The 14493-nt window shown below is 66.8% G+C and carries 12 protein-coding genes; 9 read left to right on the forward strand and 3 right to left on the reverse strand.

What is annotated here, in order from left to right; all coding sequences use genetic code 11:
• Nucleotides 1–71: 71 nt before the first annotated feature.
• Nucleotides 72–983: a transcriptional regulator CynR gene (gene cynR / locus IB257_RS23800; RefSeq protein ID WP_192492908.1), complete on the reverse strand. Its 912-nt coding sequence runs from the start codon at nucleotides 981–983 to the stop codon at nucleotides 72–74.
• Between the two features lie 153 nt (nucleotides 984–1136).
• On the opposite strand from cynR, the gene IB257_RS23805 reads away from it, so the two are divergent.
• From IB257_RS23805 to IB257_RS23820, 4 genes are all read left to right on the forward strand, one after another.
• The gene (locus IB257_RS23805) at nucleotides 1137–2363 is read left to right on the forward strand and encodes a muconate cycloisomerase family protein (protein WP_054450997.1); all 1227 of its coding nucleotides are present in this window, start codon (nucleotides 1137–1139) and stop codon (nucleotides 2361–2363) included.
• Between the two features lie 42 nt (nucleotides 2364–2405).
• Nucleotides 2406–3320, forward strand: a complete 915-nt coding sequence (locus IB257_RS23810) for a dioxygenase (RefSeq protein WP_175214004.1) — start codon at nucleotides 2406–2408, stop codon at nucleotides 3318–3320.
• 110 nt (nucleotides 3321–3430) lie between these two features.
• Nucleotides 3431–4777 carry an MFS transporter gene (locus tag IB257_RS23815; RefSeq protein WP_054450999.1) on the forward strand — a complete coding sequence of 449 codons (1347 nt, stop codon included), beginning with the start codon at nucleotides 3431–3433 and terminating at the stop codon, nucleotides 4775–4777.
• A gap of 22 nt (nucleotides 4778–4799) precedes the next feature.
• Complete coding sequence (locus IB257_RS23820; RefSeq protein ID WP_054451000.1) at nucleotides 4800–5588, forward strand: 1,6-dihydroxycyclohexa-2,4-diene-1-carboxylate dehydrogenase; 789 nt, start codon at nucleotides 4800–4802, stop codon at nucleotides 5586–5588.
• A gap of 13 nt (nucleotides 5589–5601) precedes the next feature.
• Here the strand turns inward: IB257_RS23820 and IB257_RS23825 are convergent, their stop codons facing one another.
• The gene (locus IB257_RS23825) at nucleotides 5602–6540 is read right to left on the reverse strand and encodes a LysR family transcriptional regulator (RefSeq protein ID WP_192492909.1); all 939 of its coding nucleotides are present in this window, start codon (nucleotides 6538–6540) and stop codon (nucleotides 5602–5604) included.
• A gap of 129 nt (nucleotides 6541–6669) precedes the next feature.
• Between IB257_RS23825 and IB257_RS23830 the strand changes: the two genes are divergently transcribed.
• Nucleotides 6670–7653 (forward strand): tripartite tricarboxylate transporter substrate binding protein, encoded by a 984-nt coding sequence (locus IB257_RS23830; RefSeq protein WP_082400683.1) that lies wholly within the window; start codon nucleotides 6670–6672, stop codon nucleotides 7651–7653.
• 43 nt (nucleotides 7654–7696) lie between these two features.
• Entirely contained in the window at nucleotides 7697–9121 is a 1425-nt protein-coding gene (locus IB257_RS23835) for a M20 family metallopeptidase (protein WP_054451003.1), read from the forward strand.
• Nucleotides 9122–9209: 88 nt separating this feature from the next.
• Here the strand turns inward: IB257_RS23835 and IB257_RS23840 are convergent, their stop codons facing one another.
• Nucleotides 9210–9836 carry a TIGR00730 family Rossman fold protein gene (locus tag IB257_RS23840; RefSeq protein WP_042792592.1) on the reverse strand — a complete coding sequence of 209 codons (627 nt, stop codon included), beginning with the start codon at nucleotides 9834–9836 and terminating at the stop codon, nucleotides 9210–9212.
• Between the two features lie 64 nt (nucleotides 9837–9900).
• Here IB257_RS23840 and polA point away from each other — a divergent pair, with 64 nt between their 5' ends.
• The 3 genes from polA to IB257_RS23855 all read left to right on the forward strand — a co-directional run bounded on the left by polA (nucleotide 9901) and on the right by IB257_RS23855 (nucleotide 14436).
• On the forward strand, nucleotides 9901–12618 hold the full coding sequence (gene polA, locus IB257_RS23845) for a DNA polymerase I (protein WP_192492910.1): 2718 nt from the start codon (nucleotides 9901–9903) through the stop codon (nucleotides 12616–12618).
• Nucleotides 12619–12735: 117 nt separating this feature from the next.
• Nucleotides 12736–13575 (forward strand): ZIP family metal transporter, encoded by an 840-nt coding sequence (locus IB257_RS23850; RefSeq protein ID WP_054451005.1) that lies wholly within the window; start codon nucleotides 12736–12738, stop codon nucleotides 13573–13575.
• 72 nt (nucleotides 13576–13647) lie between these two features.
• Nucleotides 13648–14436, forward strand: coding sequence for a dienelactone hydrolase family protein (locus IB257_RS23855; RefSeq protein ID WP_125470911.1), 789 nt, complete (start codon nucleotides 13648–13650; stop codon nucleotides 14434–14436).
• Nucleotides 14437–14493: the final 57 nt, after the last annotated feature.

Here is a 14493-nt window from a genome sequence, read left to right on the forward strand (position 1 = left end):
TGGCGCAGCTTGGCTGCGCGGCTACAAAGAAACGCAGCCTTCGGGCTGCGTTTTTTTTGGGGGCCGCAGTGTCAGGGGCGGTTCGCGCTTGCCGCGCCAGGCAGGCGCTGCACCGCGTCCAGCAGCCGGGCGGCGAACTCCTGGGCGGCGCGGCTGCGCGAGGCTTCCTTGCGCCACAGGATGGCCGCGCGGCGGATGGTGGTGGGGTCGGTCAGCGCGATGCTCTTCAACCCCGATCCGGCCGCGCCCGCCGCATGCTCGGCGGCGATGGTCGCCAGTTCGCCCTGCCGGCACAGGTGGATCAAGGCGTCCACCGACTCCATTTCGACCCGCACGTCGGGCGTCAGCCCAGCCTGGGCGCAGGCCGCGTCTATCATGCGGCGCGTGGCGAAACTGCGCGGCAGCAGCGCCAGCGGCACACCCGCGAGATCGCGCATGCGCAGGCTGCGCCGCGAGGCCAGCGGGTGGTTTCTGCCAACCACGACCTGCAGGCGTTCGTCGAACAGGGGTTGCGCCTCGATTTCTTCCCGCAGCGCCGGATGGAATGAAATGCCCAGGTCCAGCTGGCCGCTGACCAGCAGGTCTTCAATGGGGCCAGCCCGCAGATCGCGCACCTGGATCTGGACCTTGGGAAAGGCCAGGCTGAACCCGGCCACTGCGTCCGGCACGAAATGGGTCAGGAAGGTGGGGATGACGCCTATGGTCAGGGACCCCGCCTGCAGGCCGGCCAGATCCGCCAGCGCCATCTTGCCGGCTTCGATTTCCTGTAGCGCCCGGCTGGCGTGGTCGCGCAGCACCCGGCCCGCCTGCGACAGGCGCAGCCCCCGGCCGATGCGGTCGAACAAGGGCATGCCCAGCTCTTCTTCCAGCTGGCGCAGGCCATGCGACAGGGTGGATTGGGTGACGTGCAGGGCGTCGGCCGAGCGGGTCAGGTGCTCGGTGTCGGCGACGCTGAGAAAGTAGCGCAGCTGGCGCAATTCCATCGAGGGGCTCCTGGCGCTATGCCGGTCTGGGCGGTCGATGATTGTAAGTGTATCGTTCGACCATATCGAATGATAAATGCAATATAAATCATTGGATGCAAAACCGGCCGAGCCCTAACCTTGCCGCATCACTCACGCAGGGCTTCAGGCTTTATGACATCCGTTTCGACCCCGGCTCCGATCACGGCAGACGATGCCACCTGGCGCATCGAGCGCATCCACGCAAGAATCGTCGACATCCCGACGATCCGGCCGCACAAGTTTTCGTTCGGCGCCATCAACCGGCAAAGCCCGGTGATCGTGCAGCTCTGGCTAGCCAACGGCGCCTGCGGTTTTGGCGAAGCGGCCACGATAGGCGGCCCGTCGTGGAACGAGGAATCGCCGGAAACCATCCTGCATGCGATCCAGAACTACCTGGCTCCCGCCGTGGCCGGCGCGGATGCGCGCAGATTCGCCGAACACCTCAACCGCTTCGATGCGGTCTGCAAGGGCAATACCTTCGCCAAGAGCGCGGTCGAGATGGCGCTGCTGGACGCCGTGGCGCGCAGCCTGGGCGTGCCGGCCTGGCAATTGCTGGGCGGCAAGCGCATCGAACGCCTGCCGCTGGCCTGGACGCTGGCCAGCGGCGATTCGCAACGCGATCTGGAGGAGGCCGAGCAGATGATGCAGGCGCGCCGCCATCGCCTCTTCAAGCTCAAGATCGGCGCGCGCAGTCCGGCGGACGATGTGGCACACGTGACGCGCATTGCGCGCGGCCTGGACGGCCGCGCCGACATGACGGTGGACGTCAACCAGGCCTGGGACGGCAACACCGCCCGCCGCTATCTGCCGCAATTGGTGGAGGCCGGCGTGACCCTGATCGAACAGCCCGTGGCGAAGTGGGACGTGCAGGCGCTGCGCGAAGCGACGCAGTCGCTGGGTTCGGCCGCGCTGATCATGGCGGATGAAACCGTGTGCTCCGCGCAGGACGCCTACATGCTGGCCGCGCAGCGCGCCTGCCATGTGTTTTCCCTGAAGGTTGCCAAGCACGGCGGGTTGCTGCGCACGCGCGAGGTCGCGGCCGTGGCGCAAGCGGCCGGCATCGGCTGGTACGGCGGCACCATGCTGGAAACCTCGCTGGGAAGCGCGGCGTCGGCGCACGTGTTCGCCACGCTGTCCGACCAGCACCACGGTTGCGAACTGTTCGGCCCGCAATTGCTGGTCGACGACATCGTCGAGCAGCCCATGACCGTGCGCGACTTCGAACTCCACCTTCCCGACGGCCCCGGCTTTGGCGTCGTCGTCGACGAAAAACGGCTGGAACGTTTTGACCGCGCAAGGGCGGGCCTGACGCCCGCCACGGTCGACTTCGGCCGCCGCGGCGAGGCCGCTGCGACCTGACCCATCACTTTCCCGATCATTCCAAAAAGCAGGAGACGCATCATGGCTGAATATACCCAGCAACAACTACTGGATCTGGTCAACAGCTCCCAGGTCAATCCGGGCAACGACCGCGTGCGGCAGATCACGCAGCGCATCGTGTCGGACCTGTTCCGCGCGATCGACGATCTCGACATCAAGCCCGATGAATTCTGGGCGGGCGTGGACTGGCTTGCGCGCCTGGGCGGCAGCGGCCAACTGGGGTTGATCACGGCAGGCCTGGGCTTTGACCGCCTGATCGACATCCGCGAGGAAGAGGCCGACGAGGCCGCCGGCCGCGCCGCCGGCACGCCGCGCGCGATCGAGGGACCGCTCTACATCGCGGGCGCGCCCTTGTCCGACGGCGAAGCCCGCCTGGACGAGGATCCCGCAGCCGGCACGGTGCTGGTGATGGAAGGGCAGGTGCGTGACGTGGACGGCAATCCCGTCGCCGGCGCGCTGGTGGACGTGTGGCACGCCAACGAGCTGGGGCGTTATTCGCACTTCGATCCCGACCAGGCGGACTACCACCTGCGCCGCAAGATCAAGACCGACGCGCAAGGCCGCTACCGCTTTCGCAGCTTCATCCCGCCGGGCTACGCGATTCCGCCGAACAGCCCCACGTCCGAACTGTTCGGGGCGCTGGGCCGCCATGGCAACCGGCCGGCCCACATCCACTTCCTGGTGGCGGCCGACGGGCAGCGCACCTTGACCACGCAGGTCAACATCCCGGGCGACACCTTCCTGGACGATGACTTCGCCTTCGCCACGCGCGACGGCCTGGTGGTCGAACTGCAGCCCAATACGCCGGCCGCCGGCTATGAGAGCCTGGGCGTGAACGCGCCGTTCACGCGCGTCTGTTTCGACTTTGTGCTGCAGCCAGCGCTGGACGCCGACGAGGCCCGTCCGCAAGCCCGCATGGACCGCGCCACCGCCTGACCGATGCCCGGGCGGCGCCCGCAAGCGGCGCCGCCATTTTTTCCCCCAAATCACCTAGAACAACGCGCAGGCGCGAGGCCGGGTTCGGCCGCGCCATGGAGACAACCATCATGACCGCGACTTCCAGCTGGTCGATTCCGACGCTGATCGACCAGGAACGACTGGGCGCCTTTCAATGGCGCGTGTTGATCCTGTGCTTTCTGATCGCGCTGTTCGACGGCTTCGACACACAGGCGATCGCCTTCACCGGGCCGGCGATCCTGGCCGCCTTCGATCTGAAGGCGGGCGCGCTGGCGCCCATCCTGACCGCTGGCATCGTCGGCATGACGGTGGGCGCCATGACCCTGGGCCTGATCGGCGACCGTATCGGCCGCCGTCCGGCCATCATGCTGGGCCTGGCCCTGTTCGGCCTGTCCACGCTCGCGACGGCCTGGGCCACCGACACCACGCATATCCTGGTGCTGCGCTTCATCGCCGGCCTGGGCATGGGCGGCTGCACGCCGGTGCTGCTGGCGCTGGCCGCCGAGTACGGTCCGGCCCGTTTGCGCGGCGCCATCATGACCGGCGTGCTGCTGGGCCTGCCGGCCGGCGCCATGCTGGGCGGCCTGTTGGCCGCCCGCATGCTGCCCGTCATCGGCTGGGAAGGCATCTTCATCGTGGGCGGCCTGGCGCCGCTGGTCCTGCTTGCCGTCGCCTTTCTGATGCTGCCCGAGTCGCTGTACTTCAAGGCCACGCGCCGCGATCCGGAAAGCCAGCGCTACATCGCGCGCGTCTTGTCGGCCATCTCGCGCCGCAAGCTGGACGCCGACACGCAGTTCACCGTGCCGGAGGAATCCGTCGCGCGCGCCGGCGTCGGCGCCTTGTTCTCGGATGGCCACGGCGCCAAGACCGTGGCGATCTGGGCGGTGTACCTGCTGAACTGGGTGGCGTGGTTCATGCTGCTGTCGTGGCTGCCGACGGTGCTGAAGGCCGCGGGCCTGCCCGCCGAGCAGGCGCCCATGGGCACGGTCATCGTCAACGCCGTCTTCATCATCTGCGCGATTCCGCTGTCCTTCGTGCTGCCGCGCGTCAACACGAGGAGGCTGCTTGGCGGCATGTTCGCGCTAGGCATCGTGGTGGCCGTCGGCCTGAGCCAGGCCGGCGACAACTGGACGCTGGTCTTCATCCTGGTCGGCGCGGCCGGCTTCGGCATCGGTGGTCAGCAGATTGCACTGAACTACCTGGTCGTGGGCGCTTACCCCACCGCCTTGCGCGCCACCGCCACCGGCTGGGCTATCGGCATGGGCCGCGCGGGCGCGATCGCGGGTTCGGCCATCGGCGGCAGCTTCCTGGCCTGGGGCGGACCGTCGGGATTCTTCATCGCGTTGGCGATACCCCTGGCGGTCGCGGCCCTGGCGGTGCTGAGCCTCAAGCTCAAGCACGCGCGGCCGGACGGCGCGCTTTCGGCGGCCCATTGATATAGCAAAGGACGATACAAGCATGAGCACACATCTACGCTTCGAGGGCCTGGTGGCCCTGGTCACCGGCGCCGCCCAGGGCGTGGGCCGGGCAACGGCCCGGCGCCTGGCGGCTGAAGGCGCGCACGTGGTCGTGGTGGACCGGGCGGAGGAGCAGGGCGCCGCCGTGGCCGAGGAGATCCGCGCCGCGGGCGGACGTGCGAGCTTCGCACAGGCCGATCTGGAAACCCATGAGGGCGCGCAGTCCATGGTGCGCGCCGCGTTGGAGATCAACGGCCGCATCGACGTGTCGGTGCACAACGTGGGCGGCACGATCTGGACCCGGCCGTTCTGGGAATACACGCCGGAGCAGATGCAGCGCGAGGTCAACCGTTCGTTGTGGCCCACGCTGTGGTCCTGCCGTGAAGTCATACCGGTGATGCGGGCGCAGGGCGCGGGCGCCATTGTCAACGTGGGTTCCAACGCCACGCGCGGCATCTACCGGGTGCCGTATTCGGCCTCCAAGGGCGGCGTGCACGCCGCCACCGTCTGCATGGCGCTGGAGCTGGCGAAGTCGGGCGTGCGTGTCAATTGCGTGTCGCCGGGCGCGCTGGACAACGGCGTGCGCGCGATTCCGCGCAATCACGAGACGCCATCCGCGCAGGAAGCCGCCTGGGTCAGCGAGATGTATGCCTCCTGCCTGCGCGACACGCCGCAGGACCGCCTGGGCCAGGCCGAGGAAGTCGCCGCGGCGATCTGCTTCATGGCGGCGCCCGAGGCGTCCTACATCACCGGGCAGATCATGTATGTGGCGGGCGGCGACATAGGCTGAAGACCGGGCTGGCTCAGCTGGCCTTGCGCCCGGCCGCCAGCCAGTCCAGGAAGTCGCGGCCCGGTCCCTGGTCGCGCACGATCGCGCCGATGGGCTGGAATGAACCGGGCGATTCGATGCGCACGCGCTGGAAATGTCCGTGCTGCATGTACCAGTTGCCCAGGGTCTGCGGCACCATGGCCAAGGCCTTCTGCGCCTGCATGACGGCGATGAGCAGCGGCATGGGCGGGGCGGCGCTGCTCAGCCGGCACAGCCGCGGCACCACGCCGGCGCGTTCGAAGAAGGCCTTGAAGACCGCATGGATGGCCAATTCCGGGCGAGGTTCTATCCATAGCTGGGATGCCACCTGCGCCTGCGTGGGGGCGTCGTCCGGATCCAGCAGCGGGTGGCCGGCAGCAGCCACGATCACCGCCGCGTCTTCCTGCAGCGGCACGAATTCCAGGCCGGCGGGCACGGCTTCCGGACGCCGGCACAGCAACATGTCCAGGCTGCCGCTGGCGGCTTGCGGCAGTAGTTGCTCGCGGCTGCCTTCCACCACCTCTACTTGCAGTCCGGGCCGCGCGTTCATGTAGGCGGGCAAGCGCTCGGCCAGCAGGCCGCCCGTGGCTGCCGGGATGGCGCCCAGGCGCAGATTGCCCGTGGCGCCCTGGCGCAGGGCCGCCACCGAATCGGTGGAAGCGCGCAGCGTCGTCAGCATGCTGCGGGCGCACTCCGCCATGAGCTGGCCGCTGCGCGTGGTGCGCATGCCGCGGGCATGGCGCTCGAACAGTTGCACGCCCAGCAGATCTTCGATGTCGGCCAGCGCATGGGTGGCCGCGGGTTGGCTCAGGCCGATATGGCTGGCCGCCTGCTGAATGCTGCCGAGGTCGGCGATGCTGGCCAGCAATTGCAGGTGGCGCAGGCGGCCTTTGGCGAGCAGGCGGGACAGCAGGGTGGCGGGAGCGACGTCCATGGCTCGGGGAGGGAAGCTATTCAAAATACGAATATATCCACGCATTAATGTATTTGAAATAAGGATATGCCCTGGACACAATGCAGCGATCCCTTACATCGCTTCCCGTTCCCCAGGAGTGGCTGGTCCATGAAGTCCCGTCTGCTGCACGCGCTGGTTTGCGCCGTAACTTTCAGTGTTTCGTCCCTGGCCGCCGCCCAGGATGCCTATCCCTCCCAGCCCTTGCGGCTGATCGTGCCGTTCGCGCCCGGCGGGTCCACGGACGCGCTGGCCCGCGCGGTGGCCGAGGGCCTGCGCAAGGAACTGGGCCAGAGCGTGGTGGTGGAGAACCGCGCCGGCGCGGGCGGCCTGCTCGGCACCGAGGCGGTGGCCCGGGCCGAACCCGACGGCTACACGCTGGGCATGGCCACGGTCAGCACCATGGCCGTCAATCCGCTGCTGTACGGCACCAAGCGGGTCAACCCCGAAACGCAGCTCAAACCAGTGGCCTCGGTGGCGACGGTGCCGGTCGTGTGGATGGTGAATCCGGCGTTTCCGGCGCAGGATTTTGCGCAGTTCCTGGCTGAGCTGCGGGCTCATCCGGGCAAGTATTCCTATGGTTCGCCCGGCGTCGGTTCGCTTGGCCACCTGAATCTGGCGGCGATGAATGCCGATCTGAAGGTCGATGTGCTGCACGTGCCGTACCGCGGCATGGGGCCGGCGCTGACCGCCGCGGTGGGCGGCGAGGTGCAGGTGCAGCAGGACCAGTACGCGTCCGCGCAATCGCTGGTCAAGGCCGGCAAGCTGCGCGCCATCGCCGTGTCGGCGCCCGCGCGGATGCCTGACATGCCGGACCTGCCGACCATGACGGAACTGGGTTATCCGCAGCTGAACGCGCTGGGCCAGACCTGGTTCGGCCTGGTCGTGCCCGCCGGTACGCCCGATGCCGTGGTGCAGCGCCTGAATCAGGCCGCAGTGCGTGCGCTGGCCGAGCCTGGGCTGGTGCAGCGCCTGGCGGGCATGGGCGCGCAGCCCGACGCCGGCACGCCGCAAGCCTTTGCCGAGCGCATCGCGCAGACGCTGGCCGCCAACCGCAAAATCATTGAAACTGCCGGCATCAAGCTCGACGAGTGACCTGACCGGTTTTTTCCCCGCCATTACAGCCACAGGAGAAACAATGGGTGCCATCGATAAACTTGCGCCGTTCATCGACGCGCGCAGCGAGCGCTACGCGGAACTGAGCGACCGCATCTGGAGCCTGGCCGAACTGCGCTACGACGAACACAAGTCCGCCGAGCTGCACATCGCGATGCTGGAAGTAGCGGGTTTCCGCGTCACGCGCGACGCCGCCGGCATTCCCACCGCCTTCGTGGCCGAGGCCGGCAACGGCGGCCCGGTGATCGGCATCCTGGGCGAGTACGACGCGCTGTCGGGCCTGAGCCAGGAGAGCGGCGCCTACGCCTGCCAGCCTTCGCCGGAAACGCCGAACGGCAACGGCCACGGCTGCGGCCATCATCTGCTGGGCACGGCCGCGCATTTTGCGGCAGTGGCGGTGAAGGAATTCCTGGAGGCCAACGGCCTGCCCGGCACCATCCGCTTCTATGGCTGTCCGGCCGAAGAGGGCGGCTCGGGCAAGACCTTCATGGCCCGCGCGGGCCTGTTCGACGACGTGGATGCGGCGCTCACCTGGCATCCCGCATCGCACACCGGGATCTTCCACCAGTCCTCGCTTGCCAACATCCAGGCCTATTTCCGTTTTCGCGGCGTTGCCGCGCACGCGGCCAATTCGCCGCACCTGGGCCGCAGCGCGCTGGACGCGGTCGAGCTGATGAACGTGGGCGTGAACTACCTGCGCGAGCACATGGTGCCGGATGCGCGCGTGCATTACGCCGTGACCAACAGCGGCGGCATTTCACCCAACGTGGTGCAGGCCCGCGCCGAAGTGTTGTACCTGGTGCGCGCACCCATCAATTCGCAGGCGTCCGAACTATACGAGCGCGTGCAGAACGTGGCGCGTGGCGCGGCGCTGATGACGGGTTGCGAGCTGGAAATCGTGTTCGACAAAGCCTGCTCGAACTACATTCCCAACGGCGTGTTGAACCAGATCATGTACGCCAACATGCTGGCCTTGCAGGGTCCCGATTACACCGCGGGCGAGCAGCAGGCCGCTCGCCGCATGTGGGATGCGATCTCTACGGACGACATCGACAACGCCGGCAAGAACCTGGGCGCGGTGCTGCGCAATCCCACGCCGCTGTTTGCCGGCGTGGCGCCCTACGAGCCCGGCAAGGCTGAGATCACCTACGGTTCCACCGACGTGGGCGACGTGAGCTGGGTCGCGCCCACCGCGCAATGCTGGGGCGCTTGCTACGCCTACGGCACGCCGTTCCATTCCTGGCAGATGGTGGCGCAGGGCAAGATGTCCATGGCGCACAAGGGCATGGTGCACGCGGCCAAGATCATCGCGGCGACCGCCGCCGATCTGTACACGCAGCCCGAGGCGCTGGCGCGCGCCAAGGAGGAACTGATGGAGACGCGCCGCGGGCAACCTTACGTCTGCCCGATTCCGCCGGACGTGCTGCCCTCGTTCATGCGCAAATAACAGGGAAAGGGCCCCCACGCTGCGCACGCTTCGCGCGCTTGCTGCCCCTCCGAGGGGGCGGCAAGCGGGCCTCGAGCTACATGCGATTTCAGGCCGGCAGGGACGGCGCGTATTGCGCGTCCGAATTGACCTTGGCGTGGAATTCCACCACCTTGCGCACCACCTTGACGGGATCGTCTTCGATGATGAAGAGATCCAGGTCATGCGCGCCTATCATGCCGTTGGCCAGCACCTGGCCGCCCAGCCATTCGACCAGTCCGGACCAGTACTCGCTGCCCACCAGCACGATGGGAGCGGGCGGGACCTTGCCCGTCTGGATGAGCGTCAGCGCTTCGAAGAGTTCATCCAGGGTGCCGAAACCGCCAGGCATCGCCACATAGGCGAAGCTGTGCATGAAGAAGGTTGCCTTGCGCGAGAAAAAATACTCGAATGACAGGCTGATGGTTTGGTATTCGTTGTTGTGCGCTTCGTGGGGCAGGCTGATGTTCAGACCGATGCTGGTGCCGCCTGCTTCGAACGCGCCCTTGTTGGCTGCCTCCATGATGCCGGGACCGCCGCCGGCGATCACCGCGAAACCCGCATCCGCCAGGGCGGCGGAAATTGCGACGGTGGTTTCATAGTGGGGGGAATTACGGCTGACTCGCGCACTGCCGAAGACGCTGACAGCAGGCCCGATGTTCGCGAGCTTGTCTGCCGCCGTCCGTATCTCTGACATAATCAGCGGAATTTGTTTGTTGGCGGGTGTTTCCGCAGCTATTGCCATATCTGCCTTTGTAACCATGAAAAAAACCTTATTACTGGTCGACGGTTCAAGTTACTTGTACCGCGCTTTCCACGCTATGCCTGATTTGCGCAACGCGCAAGGCGAACCCACGGGGGCGCTCTACGGCGTGGTGAATATGCTGCGCAAACTTGTCTCTGATCATAAGGCAGAGTATGCCGCATGTATTTTCGATGCCCGCGGCAAGACCTTCCGTGACGATATCTATCCGGACTACAAGTCGCATCGCCCGCCCATGCCGGAAGACCTGGCCGCGCAGATCGAGCCCATCCACCGCGCCGTGCGCGCGCTGGGCTGGCCGGTGCTGGCCATCGAGGGCGTCGAGGCCGACGATGTGATCGGCACCCTGGCCAAGCGCGCCGCCGAGCATGACGTGCACACCATCGTGTCCACCGGCGACAAGGATCTGGCGCAGTTGGTCAACAGCCACGTCACCCTGGTCAACACCATGACGGGCGAAGTGCTGGACGAGGCCGGCGTGGTCAACAAGTTCGGCGTGCCGCCCGACCGCATCGTGGATTACCTGATGCTGGTGGGGGACGCCGTGGACAACGTCCCCGGCGTCACCAAGGTGGGCCCGAAGACGGCGGTCAAATGGCTTACGGAATTCGGCTCGATAGACAAGCTGATTGAAGGCGCGGAAGGCGTCAAGGGCGTGGCGGGCAGCAACCTGCGCGAGGCCATTCCCAACTTCCCGCTGACGCGCCAATTGCTCACCGTGAAGTACGACTGCGACCTGGCCGGCCACGTGGACAACGTGGATGACCTGACGCCGCGTCCGCGCGACGATGCGACGCTGACCGAACTCTATGAACGCTACGGTTTCCGCACCTGGCTGCGCGACCTGACCGGCGACGCCGAACGCGTGCCCACGGGCGACGCCCGCGTTGCGCACGAGGCGCCCGCCGCGCCCGTGGAGCTGGATTATCAGATCATTTCCGATTGGGCCGCGTTCGACGCCTGGATGGAAAAGCTGAAGGACGCGCCCCTGGTCGCGGTGGACACCGAGACCACCTCGCTGGACGAAATGCAGGCCAGGATGGTGGGCATGTCGCTGGCGGTGGCGCCGGGCGTGGCGTGCTACATCCCGGTCGCGCATCGCGGTCCGGACAATGCGCCGCAGCTGCCCAAGGCCGAGGTGCTGGCGCGCCTGAAGCCCTGGCTGGAAGACGCGTCCCGCGGCAAGTTGCTGCATCACGCCAAGTACGACGCGCACGTGTTCGCCAACGAAGGCATCAAGCTGGCCGGCATCGCCGAAGACACGATGCTGCAGGCCTATGTGCTGGAATCGCACCGCGGCGTGGGCCTGAACGACCTGGCCCAGCGCTATCTGGGCCGCAGCGGCGTGTCCTACGAGGACCTCTGCGGCAAGGGCGCCAAGCAGATCGGCTTTGACGAAGTGGCGGTGGACAAGGCCGGCCATTACGCGGCCGAAGACTCGGACTTCACCTTGCAGCTGCACCAGGTGCTGCGCCCCATGGTGGCGGCCGATGCGGGACTGAACCGTATCTACCTGCTGGAAATGCAGGTGTCCTCGGTGCTGACCACGGTCGAGCGCAACGGCGTCAAGGTAGACGCCGCGGAGCTTGGCCGCCAGAGCCACAAGCTGGGCCAGGAGATGCTGCAGCTGGAACAGAAGGCCTATGAACTGGCCGGCCAGCCCTTCAACCTGAATTCCCCCAAGCAGCTGGGCGAGATCCTGTTCGGCCGTATGCAGCTGCCGGTGGTGCGCAAGACCGCCAGCGGCGCGCCGTCCACCGACGAAGAGGTGCTGAGCAAGCTGGCCCAGGACTATCCGCTGCCGCAGGTGCTGCTGGAGTACCGCGGCCTGTCCAAGCTGAAGTCCACCTATACGGACAAGCTGCCGCGCATGATCAACCCGGATACCGGGCGGGTGCACACGCATTATTCGCAGGCCGCGGTGATTACCGGCCGCCTGGCTTCGTCCGATCCCAATCTGCAGAACATCCCCGTGCGCACCGAGGCCGGCCGGCGCGTACGCGAGGCGTTCATCGCCGAGCAGGGCATGCTGCTGTCGGCGGACTATTCCCAGATCGAGCTGCGCATCATGGCGCACGTGTCGGACGACGCCAACCTGCAGCGCGCCTTCGCAGCGGGCGAGGACATCCACCGCGCCACCGCTTCGGAAGTGTTCGGCGTGTCGCTGGCCGACGTCTCCACCGACCAGCGCCGCGCCGCCAAGGCCATCAACTTCGGCCTGATCTACGGCATGGGGGTGTTCGGCCTGGCGTCCAACCTGGGTATCACGCGCGATGCCGCGCAGGCCTACATCGACCGCTATTTCGCCCGCTATCCCGGCGTGGCCATGTACATGGACGACACCCGCCGCCGCGCGCGCGAGCAGGGCTACGTGGAAACCGTCTTCGGACGCCGCCTGCAGTTGCCGGAAATCCGCGGCGCCTCGGGTCCGCGCCGCCAGGCGGCCGAACGCGCGGCCATCAACGCGCCCATGCAGGGCACGGCGGCCGACCTGATCAAGATGGCCATGGTGGCGGTGCAGGACTGGCTGGAAGCCGAAAAGCTGCAGACGCGCATGATCATGCAGGTGCACGACGAACTGGTGCTGGAAGCGCCCGACGCCGAGCTGGAACTGGTCAAGGAAGCGCTGCCGCGCCTCATGTGCAACGTGGCGGAACTGCGCGTGCCGCTGGTGGCGGAAGTCGGCATGGGCAAGAACTGGGAGCAGGCCCACTAGGGCCGGAAGCAGCCGGTTCCAGGACACATGGGCCGCCTGCGGGCGGCCCATTTCCGTTTTTGGTATTGAAACAATATAATGTTTCGCTTCCCTCCGCCTTAAAGCGTCCCCCCAAAAATGTTGCTGCTCTGGATTTTGCTCGCCACCGTCACCGGCGGGCTTATCGCCGTCCTTGTCGCCAGCTGGCTGGCCTACAAGGTTTTCGCGCAATACCTGCACCACATGGTCAGCCTGTCGGTGGGGGTGCTGCTGTCGGTGGCGCTGCTGCACCTGCTGCCCGAGGCCTTCGAGACGGGGGTGGGCGATGCCCACGTGCTGTTCGGCCTGATGCTGGCATCGCTGATCGGCTTTTTCGTGCTGGAGAAGATTGCGCTGCTGCGCCACAGCCATCACCACGAGGGCGACGGCCATCACCACCACAAGGGGCATGACCGCCACGAGGCGGGCCGCGGCGGCGTGCTGATCCTGATCGGCAGCTCGCTGCACAACCTGTGCGACGGGGTGCTGGTGGCGGCGGCTTTCCTGACCGATCCGCTGCTGGGCGTGCTGACCGCGGCGTCCATCATCATCCATGAGGTGCCGCACAAGCTGGGTGACTTCGTGGTGTTGCTCAACGCGGGCCTGGCGCGCCGCCGCGCGTTCTCCCTGATCCTGTTCACCAGCTTGTGTTCAGCCGTGGGCGGCATAATAGGGTACTTCGTGCTGCAGCAGGCGCAGCAATGGGTGCCGTATGTCCTGGTGGTTGCAGCCAGCAGCTTCCTCTACATTTCGGTGGCCGACCTGATGCCGCAGATGCACGAACGGGTATCCCTGGCCGATGCCGTCCCGCAATTGCTGCTGGTCGGCGTGGGCGTGGTGCTGATCTACAGCGTCACCACGGTGATGCACCATGGGCACGACCACGAGGCCGAAGCCGGCCAGGCTGCGCCGCAAGTGGAGCATGGCCACCGGCACTAGGACAGGCGCGGGGCCGTGCAGGCGCTGACGGGATATCCGGCTTGGTTGATCATCCCTACACAGGAGTTCTTCATGAGTTTTTCCGCCGCAGCCGGCAACGTCGCGCCCACCGTGATCCACACGGACACCCAGGGCCTGGTCCACGGGGATTTCAAACTGCCCGTGGCCGACGGCACGATCGCCGCCTATTACGCCGCGCCCGAAGGCAAGCGCGACCTGCCCATCGTGCTGGTTGTGCAGGAGATCTTCGGCGTGCACGAGCACATCAAGGACCTGTGCCGCCGGGTCGCCAAGGCCGGCTACCTTGCCGTCGCCGCCAATCTGTACGAACGCCAGGGAGATGCCTCGGTCTACACCGACATCCCGAAACTCATTGCCGAGCTGGTCAGCAAGGTGCCGGACGAACAGGTGTTCGCCGACCTGGACGCCAGCGTGGCCTGGGCGGCCGCGCACGGCGGCGATCCCAAGCGCGTGGCGGTGACGGGCTTTTGCTGGGGCGGTCGCCTGACCTGGATGTACGCCGCGCACAATCCCGACGTGAAGGCGGGCGTGGCCTGGTACGGCAAGCTCAGCGTGGGCCATGGCCCGCTGATCAAGCGCGTTGCCTTCGACGTGGTCAACGAACTGCACGCCCCGGTGCTGGGCCTGTATGGCGGCAAGGACGCCAGCATTCCGCTGGCCGACGTCGAAACCATGAAATCCAAGCTGGCCGCCGGCAACGACAACGCCCGGCGCTCGGAATTCGTGGTGTATCCCGAGGCCGACCACGCCTTCCTGGCGGACTACCGCGCCAGCTACAAGGCCGAGGCCGCGCAGGATGGCTGGAAGCGCATGCTGGAGTGGTTCAAGCGCTATTTGTAGGATGCGGGGCAGCGAAAGCTGCCCAAGAGCGCGGTGAAAAAAGCCGACCACATAAGG

The sequence above is a fragment of the Achromobacter sp. ACM03 genome (assembly GCF_014851665.1).
Classification (GTDB): domain Bacteria; phylum Pseudomonadota; class Gammaproteobacteria; order Burkholderiales; family Burkholderiaceae_B; genus Achromobacter; species Achromobacter aegrifaciens.

What these genes read in the sequence shown, in the direction of transcription:
- cynR (WP_192492908.1), bottom strand. Translation starts at nt 983, where the DNA reads ATGGAATTGCGCCAGCTGCGCTACTTTCTCAGCGTCGCCGACACCGAG.
- IB257_RS23805 (WP_054450997.1), top strand. Translation starts at nt 1,137, where the DNA reads ATGACATCCGTTTCGACCCCGGCTCCGATCACGGCAGACGATGCCACC.
- IB257_RS23810 (WP_175214004.1), top strand. Translation starts at nt 2,406, where the DNA reads ATGGCTGAATATACCCAGCAACAACTACTGGATCTGGTCAACAGCTCC.
- IB257_RS23815 (WP_054450999.1), top strand. Translation starts at nt 3,431, where the DNA reads ATGACCGCGACTTCCAGCTGGTCGATTCCGACGCTGATCGACCAGGAA.
- IB257_RS23820 (WP_054451000.1), top strand. Translation starts at nt 4,800, where the DNA reads ATGAGCACACATCTACGCTTCGAGGGCCTGGTGGCCCTGGTCACCGGC.
- IB257_RS23825 (WP_192492909.1), bottom strand. Translation starts at nt 6,540, where the DNA reads ATGGACGTCGCTCCCGCCACCCTGCTGTCCCGCCTGCTCGCCAAAGGC.
- IB257_RS23830 (WP_082400683.1), top strand. Translation starts at nt 6,670, where the DNA reads ATGAAGTCCCGTCTGCTGCACGCGCTGGTTTGCGCCGTAACTTTCAGT.
- IB257_RS23835 (WP_054451003.1), top strand. Translation starts at nt 7,697, where the DNA reads ATGGGTGCCATCGATAAACTTGCGCCGTTCATCGACGCGCGCAGCGAG.
- IB257_RS23840 (WP_042792592.1), bottom strand. Translation starts at nt 9,836, where the DNA reads ATGTCAGAGATACGGACGGCGGCAGACAAGCTCGCGAACATCGGGCCT.
- polA (WP_192492910.1), top strand. Translation starts at nt 9,901, where the DNA reads ATGAAAAAAACCTTATTACTGGTCGACGGTTCAAGTTACTTGTACCGC.
- IB257_RS23850 (WP_054451005.1), top strand. Translation starts at nt 12,736, where the DNA reads ATGTTGCTGCTCTGGATTTTGCTCGCCACCGTCACCGGCGGGCTTATC.
- IB257_RS23855 (WP_125470911.1), top strand. Translation starts at nt 13,648, where the DNA reads ATGAGTTTTTCCGCCGCAGCCGGCAACGTCGCGCCCACCGTGATCCAC.